Source organism: Psychrobacter sp. CX18 (genome assembly GCF_057396215.1).
In genome coordinates this window covers 131,007-157,016 of record NZ_JBXYJH010000010.1, presented here as the reverse complement: position 1 = coordinate 157,016, position 26,010 = coordinate 131,007, and the positions used below count along the sequence as shown (strand labels likewise).

Annotated in this window: 16 protein-coding genes; 5 read left to right on the top strand and 11 right to left on the bottom strand. The window is 42.4% G+C overall.

All coding sequences use genetic code 11. The features are described 5' to 3' along the window. Positions 1-13: 13 nt before the first annotated feature. The 6 genes from AC2SLT_RS09170 to map all read right to left on the bottom strand — a co-directional run bounded on the left by AC2SLT_RS09170 (position 14) and on the right by map (position 10,071). Positions 14-2,098 (bottom strand): D-alanyl-D-alanine carboxypeptidase/D-alanyl-D-alanine-endopeptidase, encoded by a 2,085-nt coding sequence (locus AC2SLT_RS09170; protein WP_486547352.1) that lies wholly within the window; start codon positions 2,096-2,098, stop codon positions 14-16. Between the two features lie 114 nt (positions 2,099-2,212). Continuing rightward, on the bottom strand, positions 2,213-2,818 hold the full coding sequence (locus AC2SLT_RS09165) for a 3'-5' exonuclease (protein ID WP_486547351.1): 606 nt from the start codon (positions 2,816-2,818) through the stop codon (positions 2,213-2,215). Between the two features lie 87 nt (positions 2,819-2,905). Then, complete coding sequence (locus AC2SLT_RS09160) at positions 2,906-4,939, bottom strand: DUF294 nucleotidyltransferase-like domain-containing protein (RefSeq protein WP_486547350.1); 2,034 nt, start codon at positions 4,937-4,939, stop codon at positions 2,906-2,908. Between the two features lie 257 nt (positions 4,940-5,196). Further along, entirely contained in the window at positions 5,197-6,417 is a 1,221-nt protein-coding gene (gene dapC / locus AC2SLT_RS09155; protein WP_486547349.1) for a succinyldiaminopimelate transaminase, read from the bottom strand. Positions 6,418-6,473: 56 nt separating this feature from the next. Next, positions 6,474-9,167: a [protein-PII] uridylyltransferase gene (glnD, locus tag AC2SLT_RS09150; protein WP_486547348.1), complete on the bottom strand. Its 2,694-nt coding sequence runs from the start codon at positions 9,165-9,167 to the stop codon at positions 6,474-6,476. Between the two features lie 106 nt (positions 9,168-9,273). Then, positions 9,274-10,071 (bottom strand): type I methionyl aminopeptidase, encoded by a 798-nt coding sequence (gene map / locus AC2SLT_RS09145; protein WP_486547347.1) that lies wholly within the window; start codon positions 10,069-10,071, stop codon positions 9,274-9,276. A 617-nt stretch (positions 10,072-10,688) separates the two neighbouring features. Here map and rpsB point away from each other — a divergent pair. Together rpsB and tsf are read left to right on the top strand one after the other, a co-directional pair. Continuing rightward, a complete protein-coding gene (gene rpsB, locus AC2SLT_RS09140; RefSeq protein ID WP_486547346.1) occupies positions 10,689-11,525 on the top strand; it encodes a 30S ribosomal protein S2 in 837 nt (278 codons plus the stop codon). A 226-nt stretch (positions 11,526-11,751) separates the two neighbouring features. Continuing rightward, positions 11,752-12,630, top strand: coding sequence for a translation elongation factor Ts (gene tsf / locus AC2SLT_RS09135; RefSeq protein WP_486547345.1), 879 nt, complete (start codon positions 11,752-11,754; stop codon positions 12,628-12,630). Positions 12,631-12,862: 232 nt separating this feature from the next. Here the strand turns inward: tsf and ppc are convergent, their stop codons facing one another. Continuing rightward, the gene (gene ppc / locus AC2SLT_RS09130; protein ID WP_486547344.1) at positions 12,863-15,703 is read right to left on the bottom strand and encodes a phosphoenolpyruvate carboxylase; all 2,841 of its coding nucleotides are present in this window, start codon (positions 15,701-15,703) and stop codon (positions 12,863-12,865) included. Positions 15,704-15,937: 234 nt separating this feature from the next. Between ppc and AC2SLT_RS09125 the strand changes: the two genes are divergently transcribed. Then, positions 15,938-16,900: a DMT family transporter gene (locus AC2SLT_RS09125; protein ID WP_486547343.1), complete on the top strand. Its 963-nt coding sequence runs from the start codon at positions 15,938-15,940 to the stop codon at positions 16,898-16,900. A 118-nt stretch (positions 16,901-17,018) separates the two neighbouring features. Here AC2SLT_RS09125 and AC2SLT_RS09120 read toward each other — a convergent pair whose 3' ends face one another. Continuing rightward, positions 17,019-18,392: a solute carrier family 23 protein gene (locus AC2SLT_RS09120; RefSeq protein ID WP_486547342.1), complete on the bottom strand. Its 1,374-nt coding sequence runs from the start codon at positions 18,390-18,392 to the stop codon at positions 17,019-17,021. 432 nt (positions 18,393-18,824) lie between these two features. Between AC2SLT_RS09120 and AC2SLT_RS09115 the strand changes: the two genes are divergently transcribed. Beyond that, entirely contained in the window at positions 18,825-20,144 is a 1,320-nt protein-coding gene (locus tag AC2SLT_RS09115) for an oxygenase MpaB family protein (RefSeq protein WP_486547341.1), read from the top strand. 41 nt (positions 20,145-20,185) lie between these two features. On the opposite strand, the gene AC2SLT_RS09110 is transcribed toward AC2SLT_RS09115, so the two are convergent. Continuing rightward, positions 20,186-20,782, bottom strand: coding sequence for a protein disulfide oxidoreductase (locus AC2SLT_RS09110; RefSeq protein ID WP_486547340.1), 597 nt, complete (start codon positions 20,780-20,782; stop codon positions 20,186-20,188). 17 nt (positions 20,783-20,799) lie between these two features. Continuing rightward, the gene (locus AC2SLT_RS09105) at positions 20,800-22,437 is read right to left on the bottom strand and encodes a GNAT family N-acetyltransferase (RefSeq protein ID WP_486547339.1); all 1,638 of its coding nucleotides are present in this window, start codon (positions 22,435-22,437) and stop codon (positions 20,800-20,802) included. A gap of 264 nt (positions 22,438-22,701) precedes the next feature. Between AC2SLT_RS09105 and AC2SLT_RS09100 the strand changes: the two genes are divergently transcribed. After that, positions 22,702-23,340 (top strand): BLUF domain-containing protein, encoded by a 639-nt coding sequence (locus tag AC2SLT_RS09100; protein ID WP_486547338.1) that lies wholly within the window; start codon positions 22,702-22,704, stop codon positions 23,338-23,340. 421 nt (positions 23,341-23,761) lie between these two features. Here the strand turns inward: AC2SLT_RS09100 and AC2SLT_RS09095 are convergent, their stop codons facing one another. Then, on the bottom strand, positions 23,762-25,177 hold the full coding sequence (locus tag AC2SLT_RS09095) for an FAD-binding oxidoreductase (RefSeq protein ID WP_486547379.1): 1,416 nt from the start codon (positions 25,175-25,177) through the stop codon (positions 23,762-23,764). Positions 25,178-26,010 lie beyond the last annotated feature (833 nt).

Below are 26,010 nucleotides of genomic sequence, written 5' to 3'. Positions count from 1 at the left end.
AATAAATGAATATTTATTGCTGAGCTGTCCAGTCTAACATGGTATCGAGCACGTAGCGGGCTTCATACGTATTTAAAGGCTGAGCATTGTCTGAGCTATTGATAATGCCTACCACCACATAGTCTTGACCAGAGTTGCCATGTACATACCCTGCCATCGACGTGACATTATCAAGTGTCCCTGTTTTAATCCAAGCACGACCTATCGCTGCTGAGTTTGGCAAACGATCGGCATGCTGGGCGATTGTACCATCTATACCTGCGACACCCAATGAGTTCACGTAGGTCTGAAAGTCTGGATGTTGATACGCAAACTGGAGTAATTCAGCCAGATTGTCCGCAGTAACGCTACAGTCTCGGCACAGTCCTGAGCCGTTCGTCATAACAGGCGGCTGGGTTTGTAAGTTTTTTTGCCACCAGTGGTTGAGAGTCGCTAAGGCTTTGGTATAGTCTGAATGAGTCTCTTTAATGGGTTTGATGGCGGTGGTATTGTCATAACTACCAGCTTCAAGTGTCTTGACATCAATATATAAGGGTAGCGTTAAGGTCACTTGTTCAGTCATAACGTTATTTGAATAATGGTTAATGTCGTAAATCTGCTGTGATAACGGCAGTGAGGGGTAGCTTACGAACGGTATCGGCGATGACGGTAAACTTGAAAGTGAGTAAACGGTCGGGGTAGTGTCTTGCTCGGTACTCATGTCTAAATAGCTTCCAAACTCAGTCTTTAGGGGGTATTCAGTATTAATAACCCCACCAGATAAGGTGTGGCCTAAGTTTAAAAACTTAACATTACCCGTAATAGAATTGTCTAAATTTAGCCATTTATTCTTCACCACGCCCTTAGCGAATTGCTTGGCATCAGGATAAGCAATATAAAAAGAGTGTGTACCACAAGAGCGTGGTAAGTGCTTTCTAAGGCTGAGGCCTTCGTTTTGCCATACAGGCGCTAAAGTGGAACGAATACTTGAACATCTTCCTAAGTTTGTAAGACCAACACTGTTTGGTAGCTGGTAATCAGCAAGCAATGGCTTATAGATAAGCTGAGCCGTATCATTTTGACCAGCATTCAGTAAGGGTATGGCGGTCATCTCTATACTACTAAAGTTGATCAGTAGACCATCAGGACTGGCATTGTAGGGTCGAAGGGGGTCGTTATCAAACGCAGCAGGATCTTTACTAACGCCTTGAAATACAGAGCTATCCAATATAATGTCGCCTTCTATATGACGAATACCAGCCTTACTAACCTCATACAGCAGTTTGTTTAAACGTTGATGGGTCAGTTTAGGATCGCCACTGCCTCTAATAATCAAGTCGCCATACAAGGTATTACCAGAGATATAGCCTGTATGATATATCTTGGTAAACCATACAAAATCAGGTCCTAGCAAATCCAATGCGATAAAGGTGGGAATCAATTTCATGGTGCTGGCAGGGGTGCGCGGCACATCAGCAAGATGCCGAAAAGGAAAGTCGGCGGCAGCAACACCGCTTAAAGTATTCGATGACTCGTTAATGTCTAATGAATTTTCTGCTAGGACGGGCTGCGTATCGGTTGATGTTGAGCCTGATGTTTTCGAGCCTGTTGTCTCAGTATCTTGATTAGATATAGATTTGGCAGAAACTGAGGAAGGCGTTGGTTTTACGAGTATTTTAGGCACTTGGCTTGGCGGCTGCTCAGGTGGAATGGCATCTGGATCAGTGATGACATTCTGTTTTTCCTTAGCTACCGCTGGATTGACGATAGCAGACAAGCGGCTAGTAGGGGGACGGTCAATGGTTTGTCCCTTATTAGCTTGATTCGGATTAGCTTGATTAGCGTTGTTGTTCTGGTTGGGCTTGTTTAGATTAGGCTGTGGGCTAACAGGCAGTATCACCAAACTGATATCATCTTGACTAATATGAGCTCGATTCAGGGCATGCTCGATGGGTTCAGGCAGTTGCGAATGAGCCTGTGAGAGAGCACCAAGACTAATACCCAATCCAATAGCGATACGAGTGGTGAGTTGAGATACTTTTTGTAGACGTTTTTTATTAATAGTAAAGGTGTCTTTTGCAATATTGGGGTCAAAAGAATTCAAAAGAGGCGACATCATAGGATTAGCAGTATGGTGATTGAGTTAAAAGGTTGAGGGACCAAATAGAAGCGTTAGATAGACATATTGTAGGATAATACTAAAATTTTACAATCTTTAGATGCAGTTGTTTGATTATTTTAGATGTAAAAACGCCATGGCGGTCATGAGTGCATCATTATAGGCATCGTGGGTGCCAAGATTTGGTATCCTTAACTGATGGCAGATATTGGTAAGATGTTGCGATTGATGGGACACGCCTTGGGTACGATTGCCACTATAGCGGTTGTAAAGATGACGAATATCAATGACATGATTGGGAAGGGGGACGCCCATATAGGTTTTTGCTAAAAGATTTAAAAACTGCATATCCAACTGCGGACAGAACCCGACAATGGGACGATTGCCTATGTAAGGCAATAGAGTATTGAGCATTTGCTCATAGCTTAATCCATTTTCAACATCTATAGGCCGTAATCCATGAATGATAATCGTATCCTTTTTTGGCATCACAGGAGGACGGCAGATGAGATGTTGCGCACTACCAGTATTGATAACGTTACCATTAATATGGACTGCGGCAACAGATAGGATATGGTTTTTCTTCGCATTAAGCCCAGTCATTTCACAATCTATAGCTACCCACTGATTTAGGGGTGGACTTTCAAACATACCCTTGTGCTCAGGGCGGGTTAAGCGTTGAAGATACCAAGCTGACTTTAGCTGATGCACAAGGTTCATAATGTTGGCTCTATAAATAATGACAAGAGATAGTTTGGGTCAGATGGTCAAAATATTATGCCTTATACCCAAGCTTATCCTAACCGATCAGGCAACTTCAAGCTGATAACGGTGGCGCAGCTCATTTTTAAAGCTTTTAACCACATTTAAGCACTCCTTAAGTATATCCCGTTCTAGTGCCGATAACGTGGTCGGATCCACTTGTCGAGCTTGCTTATCTTCTGTGGCTAGAGCGATATCTAAACGGCGCGCCATAAAGAATTCAAGTGCTTCATTAAGCGTCTCAGCCCGTTTTTTTGACAGTACATCGGCCCGCACTAAGTGCTCAAGTCGAGCCTTGGTACTTGTTACCTCTACAATATCATTTTCTAATGCCAAGGCACGAATACCATGGACTAAAGGAAATATTCCCGCTTTTTTAAGATCTATGTCTTGTGGCAATGGTTTGCCGATCAGCGGCATAAACTTCTTCCACCACTGATTGACATCGCCAAACTGCAAAGCGGCCTTTGCAAAGCTGCGAATAAACATGGGGTCCGTGCTACGGTGGGCGATCTGTAAATGGCTGCGAAGACTGTCAAGTAGCCGTTCATCTCCGCACACGTAGGCGGCATCGAGTAGTGACGCCAGCCAAATAGCATGCTCTGGTTGCTCTTGTTTAAACCAAGAAGTGACTTGAGCTTTAAAGCGATTTAACGATTGGCGCCACATAGGGTTGGTCATCATAATATTGCCATCGCATAGCGGATAGCCCATTTCAGCGAGGGTTTGATTAAACGTATTGGCATAGGTGGCCAACTCAGGGTGACTAAAGCCATTTCTGATGATTAAGGCATTATCCTGATCAGTACGCATGATTTGCTCACCTCGACCTTCAGAGCCCATGACGATAATACAGGTATTCTCAAACACCATGTTTGGGACGATAATACGCCAAAGTTTTGCAAATACTTGAGCATTTAGTGCCTGAACCATGCGGCTTATCACACTGATCTTTATGCCGTTTTTATGTTGCTCGCGGATATATCGCCCAATCTGCTCAACGGGCTCTTTAAGTCGCTCAATGGTATCGGCTTGTTCGATCTGTAGTGTAATTAAATGAGAGTGGTGACTGATAAAAGCCAGTAAATCCGTTTGACCAAGAACGCCAATGACCTGTTGATTGTCATCGATCACGGGCAACCGGTGGACACGGTGGCGAATCATAGTTAATAACGCTTCGCTGACATCTTGGTGATGGTCAATGGTATGCAGCTTAAATTTGGCATAATCACGGCATAGCGTCGTACTCATATCTACCTGATCACTGACAGCACGGCATATATCAGCGTCAGTTAAAATACCCATATTGCTTTGATGCGAGCGGGTAGGGTGACGCTCTATTGTCGGTAGACGCTTCACCAAAACATGCTTTAAGCCTGCCTGAGTCATGGTGGAGGCGGCATCAAATAAGGTTGCATTCTCAGAGACAGTATGAACCTGTAACATACGAATGGCGGATACGGGTTGCAGCATCAACTGCTGAGATTCTGCTTGCGGGTTGCTTAATGCGCCCTTTGAATGGGTGGCGCGTTCTTGCCAAGGTGAATAAGCGTGTCCCCGCTTACTATAGGCATGCATTCGCTCAGCAAGCTCGCCCCCCAGCAGGTTTTTGATGTGTGGGTTTTGAGCCATTAGCATATCTATCGCTTCAGGATTGACTTGCAGTAACAAGCTGTCTTCAATGGCTTGATAGTGGTAAGTCGGATTAACGTCCTGATTTAAATTAGGCGCTATATCGTCATTTGATACAGCATGATTGGCGTGATACAGATCATCAATTTGGGGAATGGCAATCCGTTGTGGTAGATAGCTAGCTTGAGAGCTTGATGAATCCAGAGGGGTTTTACGACCATCAAACCAGTCATTGCTATACATGGTAGAGTTAAAGTCGTCTGCCTTATTGCCTTTTAAACTTTGCTGAATACCGCCCTTTAATATCACATAAAAATAGTTAATATCTTCAGGACTTATGACCTCATCTTTAGCCAAATAGCGGATCTGGGTTTGTTTTTTTAGCATTTCTCGCTCATTGGCGCTTAAAACGTCAAAAGGAGGTTGCGTAAAGTCTAGCCTTGTCATAAACCGCTCCATGGTTATGTCATATTGTTTGGGTTAATATAGTCGTAGACAAACTATGGTCAGCGAACTACTAAATGGTTACGGCGCTAACCTCGTTAAGCCTACTCCCGTATTACTTGCTACTTGAACTCGGTTGCCTTGTAACCATTTTAGACTTCTTTGACTATATATTTACAAGCGATAGTTATGCAATTTTAAGGCAAAAGAATCCATTTAAAGGGTGTGAAAGCCGGTTCTTAAATAGTGCTATAACGCCGTTAATTTAACAAGTCTTTTATGCGTTCAATAGCTTCACGACTTTCCTCAACACTGGCGACTAATGCCAAACGCACAAAGCCTTTACCAGGATTAAAAGCATTGACGTCTCTTGATAAATAGCGACCTGCCAACGCATTGATATTAAGCTTTTCGTACAAGGCTTTGACAAAAGCTTCATCATCGCGCTCGCCTTGTGTGTCACTAAACTGTTCTGGGGCTTGTACCCATAGATAAAACCCAGCATCAGGCCTGCGTATCTGTAGGATATCTCCTAATTCACTCATCCACAGATCAAATTTTTGAGCATATAACTCACGGTTGTGCGCCACATGATCCTCATTTTGCCAAGCGGCAATAGAGGCCAACTGATGGTGAATGGGCATGGCACAACCTTGATAGGTACGGTACTGCAAATAAGGGGCAAGCAGCTGTGCATCCCCAGCGATAAACCCTGAACGCAGTCCGGGTAGGTTTGAACGCTTTGACAGCGAATGAAAGACAACGCAGTTTTTATAGTCATCACGGCCCATATTGGCACAAGCTTCAAGCAATCCCATTGGCGGCTGATCGAAATACAATTCGCTATAGCATTCATCACTAGCGATAATAAAATCATGTTTATCAGACAGCTTAATGAGTGCCTGCCAGTCAGACTCACTAAACACGGCGCCGGTAGGGTTATTGGGACTACACACAAAGACGAGTTGAGTACGCGCCCATACCGCCTCAGGAACAGATTGATAATCACCCTTAAAGTCATTATCTGGTGTACACGGCACAAAGTAGAGCTCTGCGCCTGCTAGTAGTGCCGCCCCCTCATAAATTTGATAAAAAGGATTGGGCATGACAATTAACGGCTTATTATCCGATTCAGCAGCAGTGGGTTCAATAGCCGCTTGCACAAAACTGAAGATAGCTTCTCGCGTTCCCATGACGGGGAGTACCTGAGAGTCCGCACTGATATGATTGAGCGCAAAACGGGTTTGTAGCCAGTTTGCAATCGCTTGGCGTAGTTCGGGTAGGCCATTCGTACTTGGATAGTTTTGCACCCTACTTAAGTTTCCAGCAAGCGCCTCAAGCACAAAAGCAGGCGGCTCATGCTTAGGCTCACCTATGCCAAGCTTAATAGTCTTATACTCGCTGGCAGGCACTGATTCAGCTAAAAGTTTGGCCATCTTGGCAAAGGGATAGGGATGGAGAAGCTCTAATTTTGGATTCATAGTGTGCCTATTCAACGTTTTACGTATTGTTATGTTTTCAATGAAATATCAATGCCCTAACTCGGCGTGGTCAATATCTGTATCAACGCCTTTTGTAAACGCTTGAGCTTTTCATCGCTGAGCATGCCATCTCCGATATCACTGATATAGAACATATCTTCAGCGCGCTCACCTAAGGTGGTAATGCGAGCCGCATGAACCTCAATGTGTTCATTCAAAAACACTTGTCCAATGCGCGCAAGCAAACCCGGTTGATCCAACGTGGTTAGGCTCATAACATGCTGTCTACTGGCTTCATTATAGTTAAAATCAATGGTCGTTGGTACCTGAAAGTTCTTAAGCTGTCGGGGCAATCGTTTTTGTACCAATTTAGGCGCTTCAGGATTTTTGAAGGCATCGATTAAACGATGCGTCAATTCTTTACGAGATTCTGAGTCAGTGAGCAAAGTTCCATGACGGTCTAGTAGCACATAAGAGTCTAAGGCAAAATCACGAGTGGCAGTAATGATTCGTGCATCAAGGACATCAAGGTTCATTTGGTCAAACACTGCCATAGTGACAGCAAACAGATTGGCTTGGTTTTGGGTATAAATAAAGATTTGTACCGCATCAAGTGTCAACTCACGGTGTTCCCGTAGCACTACCAAAGGTTCACTACTCGCGTCAGAGGCTTTACCGATAGGTGGATGGTTCAAGATGGCTTCGGTATGCCACATAATCGCTTCTGGAATCTCACGTAAGAAGTACTCGTCGCCAAGCTCATCCCATAACGCCAATACTTCATCACGGTTCATGTGTTGATTGTCCACTTTATCTAGCATCGCAATGGCCTGCTTACGCGTGGTCTCAATCATTTCTTGACGGTTGGTCGGGGCATCTAAGTCAGCTCTTAAAATACGACGCGTCTGAGTGTAGAGCTGTCGCATTAAGCTGGCACGCCAACTGTTCCATAGTTGCGGGTTGGTCGCATTCATGTCCGCCACTGTCAGCACATATAAATGGTTAAGATGAGTGACATTACCCACTAGATTTGCAAATCGAGTCACCACTTCAGGATCAGAGATGTCCTGCTTTTGTGCCGTCATTGACATTAATAAATGATAACGCGTCAGCCAACCGATAAGCTTAGCATCGGCTTCACTCATACCATGCGCTAGACAAAACTCAATCGCATCCTCTTCGCCAAGCAAGCTATGGTCTCCCCCTCGTCCTTTCGCAATATCATGGAAAATGGCCGCCAATACGATGATCTCTTTACGCTCAATACGCTGATAAATAGAGCTTACTAAGGCAAATTCATCTTGATACTTTGGATCGGTAAAGCGGTGCAACATACGTATTAATAATAGAATATGCTCATCGACCGTATAGCGATGGAATAAATCGTATTGCATGAGTCCTATAAGATTGACAAACTGCGGCATATAGTTAGCCAGTACCCCATAGCGTTTCATAATTCGCAAACGATGGAATAAGTAGTTTTGCTCTTTTAAATTATCCAAAAAAAGCTTTTTATGCACAGGGTTGTCACGGTAAGGTTGATCGATACCCCGCGCCGCTATTTTTAGAGCACGTAGCGTACGAGTGCGAATCTGTTTGATACCATGCTGACCCATCAATAAAAACATCTCAAGAATCGCCTCAGGATGCTGAGCAAACACATGATGGTGAGCAATGGCGATTTGATCATCACCTATTTTATTAAAGCGGGCGTTGAGTACGGATTTATTCGGTTTTTCAGATTCAGGTAGTCTTGCTTCAATCACCGTTTCATAATAGTGAGAGGTCAACATTTCTGATAACGTCGAAATTTTCATGGCACAACGATAATAATCGCGCATAAATCTTTCTACAGCTGCATTGGGTTCATCGTCAGGCTCTTCGGTATAGCCCATCCGTTCTCCGATATCTCGCTGATAGTCGAACAGTAGCTTATTTTCATTTCGGCCAGTTAAATGGTGCAAGTGATGACGGATTTGCCATAAGAACCCTTCAGAATATCTGAGCTCATCGTATTCTTTTTCTGTTAAAAAGTCTTGGGGCACCAGATCATATAGTTTGCTAATTCTAAAATAGCGTTTGGTAATCCAGCCAATGGTATGAATATCCCGTAGTCCACCGGGTGATATTTTTATGTCAGGCTCAAGGTTGTACTCAGTATCATTTTGATGAGTGTGACGCGCTCTTGATTCCGCAATTTTAGCGTCATAGAAGTCTTTTTGTGACCACACTTCTTTGACAATATTATTGGGTATTGTAGACAGTGCTTCATTACCAACCAATAACCGTGCTTCTAATATATTGGTAGCGACCGTGATATCCTCAGCCATTTTTAAGCAGTCAGCCACGCTGCGTACAGCAAGTCCAGGCTCGATGCCGACATCCCATAAGCTTGCGACAAAACTGTCCACCTTTTGCGCGTCACTATCATTAATAGCGTCTTGTGCGAGCAGTAAAATATCAACATCAGAATAAGGGGAGAGTTCGCCTCGTCCATAGCCACCGACGGCAAATAAAGCAAGACCTGTCTCATTCAATCCATGCAGATCAAAAAGCTCAGTCAATAAACTGTCTATGGCAAAAGATCGAGCGCTAACCAACTGTCGTATATCCACCCCTCTATCGAGCGCTTTAGAGATATCGGCTTCTACTTCTTTCAGCCAGTCAGGAATGCCTAAATTGCGTGAAGGGTTGTTTTTTAAGTCTGGAAGGGGTGGTATTAAAGAGTCGGTGGGGTCATTAATAAACATATTTGGTTCCAAGATATGTAGGATAGTATAGGGTCAAGACACGCTTACTATAATAGGCGTTTATTTTGCCAAAAAAAAGACTGCCAAGGCAGTCTTTAAATGTGTACTAAGTCGATAAAAAACTTAAATCTTCTTCCGGACGGGCTGTAAACACTTCACAGCCATTATCAGTCACCATTAAGGTATGCTCCCACTGTGCCGATAGCTTACGATCTTTTGTGATGGCAGTCCACTGATCAGGTAAGATTTTAGTTTTCCAAGTACCTTGATTGATCATAGGCTCAATGGTAAAGGTCATACCCGACTTAAGCTCTATACCAGTACCCTTGCGTCCATAGTGTAATACTTGTGGCTCATGATGGAAGGTATTACTTATGCCATGTCCACAAAATTCACGAACGATGCTAAAGCGCTCTGGCTCAACCACTTCTTGAATGGCAGCACCAATATCGCCTAGGTGCGCCCCATTTTTGACCACTTTCATACCTGCGTATAAGGCTTTTTGAGCCACATCACAAATACGCTGCGCCATAATTGAGCCTTCACCAATGATCCACATTTTAGAGGTATCACCATAATAGCCGTCTTTAATCACTGTCACATCAATGTTAATAATATCGCCATCTTTTAAGATTTTATTTTCCGATGGAATACCATGACAGACCACATGGTTTACTGAGGTACAAATAGATTTAGGAAAGGGGGGTTGACCATAGTTTAGCGGGGCAGGAATGGCATCATGATCTAACGTAAACTCATGAGCAATTTGGTTAAGCGCTTCTGTACTGATGCCTTCTTTAACATGGTCATCAAGCATTACCAATAGATCGCTGGCAAGTTTTCCGGCGACGCGCATTTTTTCAATGGCCTCTGGGGCCAGTATTAAGTCATTAGTATTCGTCATAAGATATTATTTTATAAGTTAATATTGATAGGTTCAGGGTTAACAAACAAGGGCCTGATACCGTCTGTTTGAATGAATATAGTTAGTAAAGAGCAAGCGTTTAAAAGATTGAGTTAATAGTCGATTAGTATAACATACGCTTCGCTTACTTTTATTTATGGCTATGTTACCGCCTTGTATTCATTATCAATTTATTCTAACGTATGTCAGATTATTTTAAGCATTTTCAAGGAGTTTAATCGAAAATCGATAGCCGTATAAATACTTCACCTCAGGCTTTAATTATGGTAAAATATGTGCCTTATTTTGTTTCTATAACATTCTGTGTAATTAGTGCTTGATTTATGGCGTATTTTTAATAAATCACACTTATACAAGTAACACATAAGAATCAAAGTAAATATTAACTTAGTTTTTAAACCCATCTTTAACCAATGACACACACATTGCGTCTAAAAATTGCTGGGTGTCCGTCGGCTTGACTAATTTGTTGTATCAGATTTAGCCTTAACGAGTTTTAATCGTTATTTAGGCTTTTGAAATAAAGCAAATGCGTGTCGATGGATCGGTAATTTTTGCAGTGTGGAGGCATAACCCAACTTTCAAAGGAAATTTACATGTCAAACAGTCCAACTAAAATGCCAATGCGCGACCTTCTACAAGCTGGCGCTCACTTTGGTCACCAAACCCGTTTTTGGAACCCAAAAATGAACCAATACATTTTTGGCGCTCGTAACAAAATCCATATCATCAACCTTGAGCACACTGTAAAAGCGTTCAACGAAGCGTTAACTTACGTAAACGGCCTAGCCGCTAAAGGCAACAAAGTATTATTTGTTGGTACTAAGCGTGCGGCAAGCGAAGTCATTCGTGAACAAGCGCTACGTGCTGGTCAGCCATACGTTGATCACCGCTGGTTAGGTGGTATGTTGACAAACTGGAAAACACTACGCCAGTCAATCAACCGTTTAAAAGAGCTAGAAAAACAAGCTGAAGACGGTACTTTCGCTAAGCTAACTAAGCGTGAAGCTTTAGAACGTACACGTGCTATGGAAAAACTTGAGCGCTCTTTAGGTGGTATTAAAAACATGGGCGGCTTACCTGACGCTATCTTCGTAGTGGACGTTGACCACGAAGCGATTGCTATTAAAGAAGCTAAAAACTTAGGTATCCCAGTGATCGGTATCGTTGATACCAACTCAAACCCAGATAATGTTGATTACGTTATCCCTGCTAATGATGATGCTATTCGTGCCGTAACTTTATACGTAACCCGTATGGCAGATGCCATTATCGCGGGTAAAGAATACGCGAAAACTCAAGCGGGTGGCGCGGCTGCTCCAGCTGAAGAAACGCCTGCTACCCAAGACGCTCCTGTTGCGGAAGCTCAAACTGCTGAAACGCAAACAGAAGAAGCGGCTGCCCCTGAAGCACCAGCTGATTCAGCTGAGTAATTAAAGTATTGAATAGTTAAAAGTTATGTGACGTTCCTGAATTAGGTATTTATTTATAGTCATGATTGTTTATATTGAAATAGACTACTTACCTAATTTCACGCGTATTACTTGACTCATAGCGGCATGATGTGGAATCCCTCGTCATGCCCTTGTCATTTTATATCCTTACACTGTTCCATATCTAAATTCTATATCCCATAACAACTCAAATAGAGGAAAAAAAATGTCTAAGATTTCTGCAAAATTAGTAAAAGAACTTCGTGACCGTACTGGCCTTGGTATGATGGAATGTAAAAAAGCATTAGAAGAAACCGCTGGCGATGTAGAAACTGCCATTGATAACCTTCGCAAATCAGGTCAAGCTAAAGCCGCTAAGAAAGCAGGTAATATCGCTGCTGATGGTGCCATTATCATCGCTCAAGAAGGCAATAAAGCCATTCTTTTAGAAGTGAACTGCCAAACTGATTTCGTTGCTAAAGACGACAACTTCACCGCATTTGCTAATAAAGTCGCTGAGCTTGCGCTTGCGAACAACGAAACGGATCCTGCTAACATTGCTGAGCTTGACTATGGTAATGGTCAAACGGTTGAAGAAGCACGTGTATCTTTGGTTCAAAAAATCGGTGAAAACATTCAAGTCCGTCGTGCAAAAATCGTTGAAGGCGACAATCTATCATCTTATCGTCATGGTCTACGTATCGGTGTTGTGGTTTCAACGGAAGGCGGCAACGATGACAGTGGTAAGAACTTAGCAATGCACATCGCAGCGTTCAATCCAGTAGCTGTGAATGACACTGATGTACCAGCCGATATCCTAGCTCGTGAAAAAGATATCGCTGAAGCAAAAGCACGTGAGTCTGGCAAGCCTGACAACATCATTGAAAAAATGATTGAAGGTAGCTTACGTAAATACTTAGACGAAGTGGTATTGGTTCGTCAAGCTTACGTCATGGATAACGACCAAAAAGTGGGTGATGCAATGAAAGCTGACGGCGTTACGGTTAAAGAATTCGTTCGCTTTGAAGTAGGCGAAGGTATCGAGAAAAAACAAGAAGACTTCGCTGCTGAAGTCGCTGCTGCTCAAGCGGCTGCTTCAAAGTAATTGATTAATGTTTAACTCTTAATACTAATTCTAAGCGCTCAATACACTGTTATTTAAGTTATTTAAGTTATTTAAGTTATTTAAGTGTTTAGAGCTTTAGACTTTTAAGCGGTTAAAGCCAATCATTAAAAGCCCATCGTTAAATCATTAACGTTGGGCTTTTTGATGTCTTTAATTTGGCTATTTGTTTATTTAGCTATTAATTTATTGAAACGAGACTTAACTTATACACTTAGCCTGTATTACGCAGCCCTGCGGCCAGAGCATTAATACTGCGAATGAGAGGGTCTGTGACATTGATATCGTTATCGTTATTAATAGAATGATCATTATCAGGACTATCAATAATAACAGTACTGTCACGGTTAACTACATTTTCAGACGCGGTAGCATTATGATGTCGCAGCCGCTTCAACAGCTCAATTTGAATATAGTTAATAGGATCTAAGTAGCCATTTCGCCACTCAAGTGATTCCGCTAAGTCTTGCTGATTGGACAATAAAGCCTGTTGATCTAGCAATGAATTCAGACCATCATGGGTTAATTGATGCTCTTTTAAAACAGCGTGCATAATCTTTTCGCGTAAGCTGTCATCATCGCACAATAAACTATAGGCTTTTGCGATACTCATCTCTGACTTGGTAAATGACATCTCGATATTACTAATAAAAGCCCGGAAAAATGGCCAATGGGCGTTCATTTCTTTCATCATTGCCTCATCCTCTTTGACACTGCTTAGCGCACTACCGACGCCATACCAAGCAGGTAGGGTAAAGCGAGCGAGTGACCAGCCAAATACCCAAGGGATGGCGCGGATGGTGGATTTACTCGGCAGACCTTTTTTGCGATGAGAAGGACGTGAGCCAATATTGAGTAAAGATATTTCTTGCACTGGTGTTGCTTCAGAATAAAACTGGTAAAAGCCTGGCGTATGGTCTGTCAGCGCTCGGTATTGTGTTTCTCCTGCCTCAGCAAGCTTAGCAAATAAATCCTCATACTTTGAAAGCGCATCAGGCTGTTTAACAAATCTTGATGAACTGGCTTTTAATGCACCGGTAATGCCCATGGTCAGCTCATAGACGGCGGTGTCTGGATTGGCATACTTGGCGTACAGCACTTCACCTTGTTCGGTAAACTTGATTTGACCATCAAGCGTACCTGCTGGCTGCGCTGCAATGGATTGATGGGTTGGACCACCACCACGACTGACAGAGCCACCACGGCCATGGAACAAGCGGGTTTTGATGCCATACTTTTTCGCTATGCCAGCAATGGTCTGTTGAGCCTTATAGAGCTGCCAAGCTGAGGTGATAATACCGCCATCTTTTGAGGAGTCGGAATACCCAAGCATAATCTCTTGCAGGTTTCCAGAGTGTGCTAGCATGTCTCTATAGAGCGGGTTGTCTAATACAGTAGGGAGGATTTTGTTGATATTTTTTAGATCTTCAATGGTCTCAAACAAAGGTGCTATCGGTAAAGCTGAGGTTAGATAACCCTCGTCACTAATACCGGATAGACCTGAGAAGCGCATCAGCAATAGGACTTCTAACAGCTGACTGGCATTGTTGGTCATGGAGATAACATAGCTACCAAATGTGTCTTCGCCGATAAGCTTTCGCAGTGTCGCTACGGAGTTCATTAACGCAAGCTGTTCCCGCGCTTGATCGCTTAGATTGTCGACATAGATCAGCGGTGTCCCAGTTTTTTGTAGCAGCAGCGTTAGCCAGTGTTGACGTTCACTTTCATTAAGCGATTTATAATCAGGTAAGTTTGGCGCATTAGCGAAAATTTCAGCAACGACATCGCCGTGATACTCTGAATCTTGACGGATATCTAGGGAGGCCAAATGGAATCCGCACGTTTTTACTAAACGTATGGCATCGAGGAGCAATCCATTAGCATGAGCACTATCATGTTTTTCAACACTTTGTCGAATGATGCGTAAATCTTCTAGCAGCTGCTTCGGTGACTGGTAAGCAAATGGTTGTGCTTCAGTATCTGAGCCTTTACTTTGGATAAAGTCATTGGTTGCTTTGATCTTGGCTAGAATAATTGACAATAATCTGCGATAAGGCTCGTTATTATAATCATTAGGATTGTAGTAGAATACTTTTTTATCAAGCTCACTATACTCTTCTATTTTTTGGTAGACTTCAGAAGATATATCGATAATAGTATTACTATGGATCAGCTCACGACGTAGCTTCTTGATCATAACTTGATAATGGCGTAAAACCGTATCAGCATGCATGAGAACTGCCATTTCAGTGGTCTCATGCGTGACAAATGGGTTACCATCTCTATCACCGCCTATCCAAGAACCAAAGGTCAAAAAAGTAGGTAGCGGGTAGTCGTTTAACTCGGGATAGATATGATCAATGGCTTTTTTAAGATTGCGATAAACCTGTGGAATGGCAGTAAATAAGCTGGCATTAAAATAATGCAGACCATTATTAATTTCATCAAATACCAAAGGTTTGCGGGTGCGTATTTCATCCGATGACCATAACAGGTCTATAGTTTGTGCCGTTTTTTGTTTGGCTTGCTCGTAGGCGACACTGTCTTCTGGCAGCTGCTTTAGATCATAGGTATATTTATACAAGGTTTGCAGGATATTCATGGTGGTGCGTCGACGCGCTTCTGTCGGATGTGCAGTAAATACCGGTATGAACTTAAGCTGATCTATCAGCTCTTTTATTTGTTCAGGGCTGACGTTGCGCTCACGGCACTCTTGTAAGGTATTACGAAATGAGCCTTCCCAGTATAGTTTTGACTGCTCTCGTAAAACACGGCGCTGATCACGTAAGTAGTTTTCTTCTGTGAGGTTAGCTAAAAAGAAATAGATAGAGAACGCACGAATGACATTCTTCAAAGTTTGGTTGTCCAGCGAGGCGATAAGATCTATCAGTTGTTGCTTATTTTGTTCATTAGGATCGCGTCGTTCTTGTATAAACCCCTGACGCAAGGTTTCAATAGTACGTAACGTTTCCACCCCAGATTGGCGAGAAATGGTCTCTCCCAACAATGAGCCTAATAGTCTAATCTTTGCACGTAAAACATCATTTTTTGGCATAATCGGCTTCCTTGACATCTCTTTAGCTGTTTTGAAAATCAAATCTATCATTTAAAAACCTGTATGGAAATAATACACTAACACATGAACAATTAATGGTCTAAATTTGCACTGATTAACCAAAAGGGCAGTCCGATAAAATAGGGCAGTCTAATAAAGAAAGCCTTTATTTATTTCAACCAATTAAAAAGCTAAGTTCTCTATAGCCTCTTATTAAAAGCGCTAGGTCGTCATATGATAAAAATTAAGGACAACGCCCAATTACCTGCGATAGGGCTGATTATTGGGTGTATTATTTTTGGGCTAGGAAGTCTTATTGTCGCCCATGTGGATGTCGGCGGCTATGCTATGTCATTTTGGCGACTGGCGATATCAGGTATTGTGTTTACCGTATTGGCAATGATTTTTAATCAACGCATGCCAAAGGCAGAGACGCACAAAAAGTCTCAAAAAGCCTTGTTTTATGCGCTACTGTCTGGTGCATTTTTAGGAATAGATTTGGCATTATGGCATGAAAGTATTTATGCAGTAGGGCCAGGTATTTCGACGTTGCTCAATAGTTTGCAGATATTTTTCTTAGCAGCGTTGGGTTTTTTGATATTCAAAGAGCGTCAAACCATCTTGCAACTTATCAGCTTGGTCATTGCTTTACTAGGCGTGGTATTCATTGCCAGCCCCGAGTTTGCCAATAACAACCATGCGGCTTACGGATTTGTTACGGGCATCGTATCCGCCAGTATGTTGGCGGCCTCAATGACTTTTATTCGCTTGACCCACCAAACCGTTGCCACGCCGATTTTTATTCTAATGCGGCGTATTAGTATTGGCGGTAGTCTTGCGATGTTGATACCCATGCTGATATTTGATGGTGGAAAAATACTACCCAACTCGTTAAGTGAACTTGGCTGGATTATTATATATGGTACGGTGATGCAGTGTTTAGCATGGGGACTAATCGCTTATTCGATTCCGAAGTTGTCTTTAGCGTTAACGGGATTACTGCTGTTAAGTGAGCCGGTCGCCGCTTTAGTAATCGATTACTTTTGGCTAGATAAACCCATCAATACGCTACAATGGACAGGCGCAGCTATGACCATGTTTGCCATATATTTAGGGTCGCTCAAACCAAAACCACTTAATCAAACGGCTAAACTGCGCCGCTATCGTTTCTTTGCTCGTTTTTACCGTCGTCGTTAGCGTGCAATGTGGAAATAAATAAAGCCCATTTCAATCAAAATGGGCTTTGTTATTTAGACCCAAAACCTTAATTTGAAACAACGCCCAGAATTAGAGTTTCGATGTTAGGTTTAAGAGGCTATTTTTTATTAGCGATCTCACGATTAAACAGCAGATTTAGAACAATAGCCGCAAGCGTTGCGGTTCCGATACCGCCTAAGTCAAAGCCGCCGATATGGAGACTAAAATTACCAGCCCCCATTATGACAGTAACGGCAGCGATGATGAGATTGCTATTTTTACTAAAGTCAATTTTATTGTCGATCCAGATTTTCACCCCAGCAATGGCAATTAATCCAAATACCACAATAGACGCGCCCCCCAATAAGGCTGCTGGAATACTTTGAATCACTGCCCCAAACTTAGGCGATAGGCCAAGGAATATAGCCACCACACCTGCCATAACAAAGATAGTAGTACTGTAGATTTTGGTGACGGCCATTACCCCAATATTTTCAGCATAGGTAGTGACGCCCGTACCGCCAAAACCAGCTGAAAATGTGGTGGCGACACCGTCAGCAAAGAAGGAGCGACCAATATAAGGGGTGACATGAGATTTAGTCATTCCTTCAACGGCTTTGAAGTGGCCTAAGTTTTCAGCGATTAAGATAAAGGCAATGGGCGCAATTAAAATAATAGCATCTAAGCTAAATTCTGGCGTGTGCGTCGTAGGCAAGCCAAACCAAGCCGCTTGTTGTACGGTAGTGAAGTCAATAGGTGTGCCGTAACCCATTATATTTGCGACCATGTAGTAAATAATGTAAGACAGCAAAAGGCCGACAAGTAACAGCAGACGGCGAAGCATACCTCGGGTAAAGATAGCCACACTACTGATCAGCACCACGGTTAAAGTGGCCATCCACGCATCAAATTGGTCAGCAGATATGCCTTGTACCGTAACAGGGGCTAAGTTCAGACCGATTATCATCACGATTGCACCGGTGACAATAGGTGGCATCAGCTTTTCTATCCAATCAGTACCGACTTTCATCACCAAAAGCCCTACCAAAGCGTAAAGCATACCGCACACCATAATAGCGCCAAGAGCAACATTTAAGTTGGTGTTTGGGCCACTGCCTGCATAGGCCGTGACTGCGATCACTGGACCGATAAACGCAAAGCTAGAGCCAAGATAGCTTGGCATACGACCGCCCGTTATTACAAAGAACAGTATGGTACAGATGCCTGACATCAAAATAGCCAAATTCACATCAAACCCCATCAACAATGGGGCTAACACCGTCGCGCCAAACATCGCAAAGGTATGTTGAATGGCTAGCATGACACTTTTGACAGGCGGTAAATATTCATTGATAGCGACTGGATGGCGATCTAAATCACCCTGAAAAGGCTTCCAGTTTGGAAACCACTTTCCATTACTAAAGTCTGGGTTATACTCATATAAAGGGAGGGGTTCTTTTGCAGAGGGGGTATCAGTAGCGTGAGGGTCCATAAACTGTCCTTAACCGTGTGAGGTAAAATATATAGTCAAAACACTTTAAGATCGTGTGACTATCAGTGAGAGTGGATACCCTCGTTCATGGTATAACTTATTCAAACGTATTATAGACGAATTTATCCGTTTATATGAAGACCGTTGTTAGCTTAACCTAAAAATGTGTCAGTCATAAAAAGTTATGCTGTGTTTAACCCGACTCGACCTAACTCAAACTAACCTAGTCATATTCAACTGGAGTTACGTGAAGCGTGTAACGTGCTTTTAAGCAATCTGAAACCCACGACTTAAAATCAACTGTCATGCAGGCGTGTTATAATTTTTAATCATATTATTCTATACAGACCCAAACATCTCGCCAATATTTATTGAGATTTATTGAGGATTTATTGAGATTTATTGGGCCTAGACACCATTAAGAGTACTCCTATGATCAAACACCATGGTCGTACCACGGCGATAGACCACCACGCCGACCTACAGGTTTTAAAGCGTATACGCCAGTTTTTATTGCCAAAAGATTTCACGGTTTCAGAAGACTTATTGAATGAAATGGCTCAAGGGTACGATAGGGGAGACCCTGTTGCAGACAGACTGCTTGCCGCCAATTATAAGTTTGCCAAACCGCTGCAAGCTCATATTATGTCCGAGCACTCACTAGCAGATACGACCAAACCCTTATCAGCGTCATTCAAGACTGAATCTGACATTGTTATAAATGGCGAGGTGATAGACGACAATGCTTTAAACGGCAATGCATTAAATAACAATGCTTTAAACGACAATGCGTTAGACGATAATGCCAATTATCAACAGCTTGTCGAGCAGTTCTCCTCCCACCCTGAGTGGTTTAATGCAGATTTGGCAGAAATTGGCGCAATTGCTTACCGCCGCTATCCATTGATGCTGATATGGTTACTTCGAAATGTAGCCTTAATGGCAGGGTATAGCATCCCTGCGTTATCGCTCCCTTTAACCCAGACTGGTGCATTGGTTCACGATGCACTACCTAGGCTGATGCGAACCTATTCTTATATTTTAGCAGTCTCAGAGCATCCTCAGATTAATGGGGCAGATAGTGTGCTAGCGATAGGCAGTGAAGGGTGGCGACAAAGTATTAGCGTCCGCCAGATACATGCCATCGTCCGTCAAAAGCTGCTCAAACAAGAGTGGGATACTGCCTATTGGGGCACACCAATCAATCAAACTGACATGGTCGCCACCCATTTACAGTTCTCTTTACTAATTATGCGAGGGTTAAGGCTTCTAGGTGCTAGAATTACTCAAGAAGAAGCCAAAGGTATCCTGCACTTATGGCATTTAGCCAGTTGGTGGATGGGTATTGATTTAAAGCGGCTACCCGACACTGAAACCCAGTGCTGGGAGTGGATCTATACTTATTTGGCCACGCAGCATTTAGACTTTGAGGTCGGTAAACCGTTAGCAGATGCGCTGCACAGGTTGCCATCAGAGATTATGGGCGAGGACAATAAAAAAGGCAGATTTGTTGAATTGGTCAATGCCAGTGTCACAAGGACGTTAGTTGGTGATGATATTGGCGATGGACTGGGGTTGCCTAAGTCAAAACTGCGTCATGGGGTATTGGTCAGTGTGCCGATCTTATTTGGTATTGATACATTAAGACGTCATAATGTAAAAGCTGCCACAAAGCTTGAAGCGTTTAGAGCGAAACGTCAAAATAATATGAATTGGTGGTTAAGAGAACACGATAGCTACTATCGTAAATAGCAGACATTACTCATTTGCATAACCCCTGCATTACACCTACATTACATCAAAGAGGATAACCACAATCTTAGTCTTAAAGACCATTGGGGTTGAATACCTGTTAATCCTTGGGTCATTTCGCCATCTTTTAAGATGACATATGACGGCGTCACTTGCCCTTCCCAATGTCGAAATATCTCGCCAGACTCATCATTGATCGTGGTGAAAGTATAGTCATGTTCGGACAGATAGTGATGAAGCTCATCATTACTCCCCGATTGGATGGCAATGGTGACAATCGGATAATGACCAGACTGTGCCAACGCATTAATCTTAGGCGAGGTCACTTGGCAAACCCCGCACCACATTCCCCAGAAATAGACCAATACTGGGGAGCGCTGACTCAAATTATCGATATCGACAGGTTGTCCTCGATAATCTTTAAGCTGTAGGGTAGGGCTGGCAGGCATCACCGGCTGACGCCACCAGTTTATTACCGTATAAATTACCAAAAACAAAACCAGATACTTAAAGACTGAGCCTAACCAAGTCCATGCCCAAGCCCATGCCTTTTTTGAGGTTGCAAGCTTTGACGTAGAATTGGGCATAGAATTAGGTTTAGAATTAGACTCAAGTTTTTCAACATCACGGTGTGACATAAAATTCAACTATATTATTACATAGGTTTGGTCGCTCTATCATGTAGAGGCACCCCATCTCTCACACTATGAGAGTTGTCTTTAAGCTCTTTTGGCGTACTGTGTTTAACCGACTGTTTGGCTTTTTTCTTCCACTTTAAGGTGAAGATATCCTCACGACGGTCTTTAAGATTATTCACTGAGCCCTCATTGCGCACATGTATTAACTTGTCTAAATCCAAGTCCGAGAAGAACACCATCTCCGTATTGGCAGTGGTTTCAGCCATAATGGCATCATGGGGAAACGCAAAGTCAGAAGGGGAGAATACGGACGATTGGGCGTACTGAATATCTAAGCTTTCTACTTGCGGTAAGTTGCCGACTGAACCACAAATCATGACATAGCACTCGTTTTCAATGGCGCGTGCTTGGGCGCAATGGCGCACGCGTAAGTAGCCATTTTTGGTATCTGTCCAGAAAGGCACGAACAAGATGTCCATGTCCTCTAGCGCTAACAGACGCGCAAGCTCAGGGAATTCAACATCATAGCAGATTAATATACCAATTCGTCCTGCATCGGTATCAAACACCTGTACTTTATTACCGCCTTCAATCACCCATGCACTGCGCTCATGAGGGGTAATATGAATTTTGCGCTGCTCTTCAACGGTGCCATCTCGTCGGCAAAGATAGCTAACGTTATACAATATTTCTTCTTCTTCATCAAATAATGGCATAGATCCGGCAATCACATTGACGTTATAACTGACCGCAAGGTTCGAGATTTCGTTTTTAAACCATTCGGTATAGTCCGCTAAGAAGCGAATGGCAATATTTTGATCAGTTGACTCACACAGACCCATTAATGGCGCGTTAAAAAACTCAGGCAGGCAGGCAAAGTCAGCATTATAATCCGCCATAACATCGACGAAGAATTCGACTTGCTGTAGTAGCTCTTCAGGCGACTCGACCTCGCGCATCTGCCATTGGATACCGCCAATACGCACATCGGTTTTGCGGGCATTAGGTTTGTAGTCTTGTGGCTCATAATAGATATTTGCCCACTCAAGCAGGGTAGCAAAGCCTTTAGACTGTTTGTCATCAGGTAGGTAGCCGGTCAAAATACGTTTAACGATAAACCCATTGGATAACTGGAAAGACAAAGTAGGATCATAGATTTCACGGGCCTCAACAGCATCGATATATTCGCCGGGCGTCAAGTCCTGATGGTTATAGTATTTAGGGATACGACCACCGGCCAAGATAGCGCGAAAGTTCATTTGGCGGCACAGCTCTTTTCGCGCATCATATAGGCGGCGTCCCAATCGATAGCCTCTATAATCAGGATCTATGAGCGCATCAATACCATATAACGCATCACCTTCGGGATCATCTTTGATGATTTCGCTTTGACCGAGTAGGTCATCATAAGTGTGTGGATTTGAAAAGCGTTGATAATTGACCCGCATGGTCAGCACCATACCAATCAGCTTATCGTGGTCAAACAGAGCGATTTGTCCTTCAGGAAAAGAGTCAATTAACGTATTTACGGTGTTTTTTGACCACGCCCCGCCCAAGTTTGCGTACACACGATCCATTAACTGCTTTAGTTGGGGATAGTCTTTTTTTCTAATCTCTGCAATTTTTAAATGAAAATCTTCGATTTTATCTGTCATATAGTTACCTTTTAATTTGTCTGATGTCACTTAAGCTGCTTTTTTTTCACAAGGTTATTTTTATTAATAAGTTTAGTTTTTCCTAAATTGAATTACTTTTAAACTGATTTACACAAGGTATGGACGGTTACAAGCGTTAAACTATGTAATACAAAGTTACTATATTTATGCTAGATTGGTAAGACGAATTAGTAAATTCATACTTTGCCTTATCAGTCGTCTATAAATTGACATAAATTACGACCTGTTTTAAGGATTATAACAATGCCTCTATACGAGCATTCCACCGTTGAAACCTTAAGTAAAATCGATGATGATGATTTTATGAGGTTAGTTTATGTGAGTAGTTTAACCTTCAAAAGTCGTATAGACACTAAGATATTTGCAATGGTTGAACAACAAGCACGTCGATATAATCATCAAAATGCGGTAACCGGTATTCTTTGTTATGGTAATGGTCACTTTTTACAATGTATAGAAGGCAAGAAGAAGGTATTGATTCCTTTATTAAGTAATATCTTTGAGGACAAACGTCACAAGCACATTAAGGTAATAATGGTGCAACCAATTAAAGTGCCAAAGTTTGATAATTGGGCATTTCGGATGTTATTCCTTGAGCGCTGGCTATGGTCGCCGACCACCAAAAAGCAAGCCAATAGTCTATCTGAGTTTCTTCCCTTTAAACCTAATTCATGGAGCCCTGAATATACGGAGAAATTTCTAAACGCAGTGCAAAAAATTGAGACACCACCGTATATCAGAAAATCAGGCATTACTTTAAATGCGATGGGCAATATGATTCAACACGTGGTCGGCCCCCATCAGACCTTTTTATTAGTTCAAGGAATATTAGGAATATTTGTACTTTTAGCGCTCGTATATTTACTTCCTATCATTTTTTAAGCCACTCATTTTAGACTGAACGGTTTATTTTTCCTAATCACTTATGTTCTATTTACTTTCTTAGAATGTAACCGTAGTAGCCAATCTCGCTTTACACTTGTATCTGCCAATTTGAGCGAGACGTTGGCTACACCTTGGGCTGTCGCTTGCTTCGCGTCGCCACCCCAAGCCTAGCCACGCCATTCGCTCAACTTAGCAGGATACCGTTGCAATCGAGGCTAAACCGCTCTTTCTTTTCGCCCTCAGTTTGCTCTTATGTCAATTGACGACAGGTCAGATCATCTGACGAAATTACCTAGGTGTTATTTGAATAGAATGAGCACTTTCAAAATGTGCACTTTTATAATGACACGGCTTTTTCTAAAGTGTTCTAAAGGAGCTTAAGTCTACCTTAAGTCTGAAAGGCTAAAAGAGACGTCGCCTAAAGATCAAAGATTTTGCCACGGTTCATAATCCCATTCGGATCAAACACTTTTTTAAGCTGTTTTAAGTACTCAATCTCAGTCTCGCTACGGGTGTATTGTAAATAGGGCTTTTTGGTCATACCCACCCCATGCTCAGCCGACACCGAGCCGCCGTATTTCTGTACCGTGGCAAACACTAAGTCATTAACGCTTTGGCACTTCTCAAAAAACTCATCTTTCGATAGGTTAGCAGGCTTCAAAATATTGAGGTGCAAATTACCATCACCAATATGACCAAACCAACAAATCTCGAAGTCAGGATAGTGGCTATTGACCACCGCCTCAATGTCTTTTATAAACTCAGGCACGTAGCTGATTAATACCGATACGTCATTTTTATAAGGGGTAAACACCGAAATCGTTTCTGAGATGTATTCGCGTAGCTTCCAAAGCTCAGTGGCTTGAGCAATGCTTTGGCTCATCACCCCGTCCACTATCCAGCCGTTGTCCATACACTGCTCGAACATCGCCATCGCTTTGTCCATAATAGGCTCATATGGAGCTTCAAACTCAAGTAGTGCATAGTATTTAGTCCGCGCCTCAAAAGGCTGCTGTACATGACCCGTGGCCATGAGCTTTTCAATGGCTACCTCATCAAAGAACTCGAATGCCGTCAGATCAATTTGGGATTGAAACGCCGATAGGACATTCATCACATGCTCAAATTCGTCCATACCGAACACCATCACCGTTAAGTCTTGCGGTGCACGTTCGAGCTTGATTTGAGCTTTGGTAACGATGCCTAGCGTACCTTCAGCGCCAATAAACAAATGGCGTAGATCATAGCCTGTGGCATTTTTGATCATGCCTCGGTTCAACTCCAGTATATCGCCTTTACCGGTAACGACGGTTAAGCCCAATATCCAATTACGGGTCATGCCATATCGAATGACTTTAATACCGCCAGCATTGGTACCGATATTACCGCCAATCTGACTTGAGCCTGCTGATGCAAAGTCAACGGGGTAGTATAAGCCTTGTTCTTCAGCAAACTGCTGTAGCTGTTCAGTGATGACGCCAGCTTCGATATCAACCAGTTTATCAGCAGGATAAAACGTGCCAATCTTATTCATCTTATCTAAGCTGACGACGATTTCTCCATTACTGGCAACAGCACCGGCAGATAGACCGGTACGGCCACCGCTTGGCGTGACGACAATGTTATATTTATTAGCAAGCTTGATAATGGCTTGAACTTGTTCGGTTGATTTCGGGAACACAATGGCGCTAGGTGCTGGCGCAAAGTGCTTGGTCCAGTCTTTACCCCAATGCGATAAGCTTTCTGTATCTGTCTTGATTTGCGTACTATCGAATTGGTGCTCAGAGATTAGGGTATTGAGTAGCGTGGTCAATGCCGCCGGATCTGTAGGCATATCAGCAAGCTTGTGGCTATCAAGCTTTGGGCTATCAACCTTGGATTGATGAGCGCCATGTGTCCGTTCATGAGCAGTCGCATCAGTCGTTTTAGCCGTTTTAGCCGTATTAGGGTTCATTAGTGTCATATCGGTCTCTAGATAGGTTAGGTATGCAATGGAATAAAAAGGTATTGTATTGTAATGTGTACTGAGAAATGTTATTAGTCAGATGTCTAAACCAGTTAAGCTATGATAAATGGTAGTCAATATACCTTCAAAGTAAGCGGTAACTAATCGTCAGTTAAAAAATCGTCAGTTAAAAAATCGTCAGTTAAAAAATCGTCAGTTAAAAAATCGTTAAGTTAAAAAGTCGTTAAGTTAAAAAGTCGTTAAGTTAAAAAGTCGTTAAGTTAAAAAGTCGTTAAGTTAAAAAGTCGTCAGGTTTAACATAAGCTCTTAAGCTAAAATAAAAGCGACGTTTAAGTAATACCATAACTTTATTTTTGCCAATATAGTCTTAATTGGCAAGGGTTTATTCATAATTTGATCTGACAAGGTTAAGTCATATGTTATAAAATAGTCCTATTATGACATACTGATAATAGGTAGTGTAAGAACCTTTATTCACAACCTATAATTGGCTCTTTTGCCTAAAATAAGCCACTACGTTGTTAAAATTTAGATTAAATACAGTGACTATAATAACGAATGATTTCCTCGTATTGACTCATTGTATGCTTAAAATATCATAACTATAGCTTATGAATACAGGTTCTAAAATATATTCTACTGTTTCATTAGATTATGTTTTTTAGTTTTATTAAAATTTCAGATGGGTTATTTATTGACGT

Bases quoted from the DNA above. Each gene is read 5' to 3' on its own strand.
- AC2SLT_RS09125 (WP_486547343.1), top strand. From the start codon at position 15,938: ATGATAAAAATTAAGGACAACGCCCAATTACCTGCGATAGGGCTGATT.
- AC2SLT_RS09100 (WP_486547338.1), top strand. From the start codon at position 22,702: ATGCCTCTATACGAGCATTCCACCGTTGAAACCTTAAGTAAAATCGAT.
- AC2SLT_RS09105 (WP_486547339.1), bottom strand. From the start codon at position 22,437: ATGACAGATAAAATCGAAGATTTTCATTTAAAAATTGCAGAGATTAGA.
- AC2SLT_RS09170 (WP_486547352.1), bottom strand. From the start codon at position 2,098: ATGATGTCGCCTCTTTTGAATTCTTTTGACCCCAATATTGCAAAAGAC.
- AC2SLT_RS09165 (WP_486547351.1), bottom strand. From the start codon at position 2,818: ATGAACCTTGTGCATCAGCTAAAGTCAGCTTGGTATCTTCAACGCTTA.
- AC2SLT_RS09095 (WP_486547379.1), bottom strand. From the start codon at position 25,177: ATGCCTACAGATCCGGCGGCATTGACCACGCTACTCAATACCCTAATC.
- AC2SLT_RS09115 (WP_486547341.1), top strand. From the start codon at position 18,825: ATGATCAAACACCATGGTCGTACCACGGCGATAGACCACCACGCCGAC.
- AC2SLT_RS09120 (WP_486547342.1), bottom strand. From the start codon at position 18,392: ATGGACCCTCACGCTACTGATACCCCCTCTGCAAAAGAACCCCTCCCT.
- tsf (WP_486547345.1), top strand. From the start codon at position 11,752: ATGTCTAAGATTTCTGCAAAATTAGTAAAAGAACTTCGTGACCGTACT.
- AC2SLT_RS09160 (WP_486547350.1), bottom strand. From the start codon at position 4,939: ATGACAAGGCTAGACTTTACGCAACCTCCTTTTGACGTTTTAAGCGCC.
- rpsB (WP_486547346.1), top strand. From the start codon at position 10,689: ATGTCAAACAGTCCAACTAAAATGCCAATGCGCGACCTTCTACAAGCT.
- AC2SLT_RS09110 (WP_486547340.1), bottom strand. From the start codon at position 20,782: ATGTCACACCGTGATGTTGAAAAACTTGAGTCTAATTCTAAACCTAAT.
- ppc (WP_486547344.1), bottom strand. From the start codon at position 15,703: ATGCCAAAAAATGATGTTTTACGTGCAAAGATTAGACTATTAGGCTCA.
- map (WP_486547347.1), bottom strand. From the start codon at position 10,071: ATGACGAATACTAATGACTTAATACTGGCCCCAGAGGCCATTGAAAAA.
- glnD (WP_486547348.1), bottom strand. From the start codon at position 9,167: ATGTTTATTAATGACCCCACCGACTCTTTAATACCACCCCTTCCAGAC.
- dapC (WP_486547349.1), bottom strand. From the start codon at position 6,417: ATGAATCCAAAATTAGAGCTTCTCCATCCCTATCCCTTTGCCAAGATG.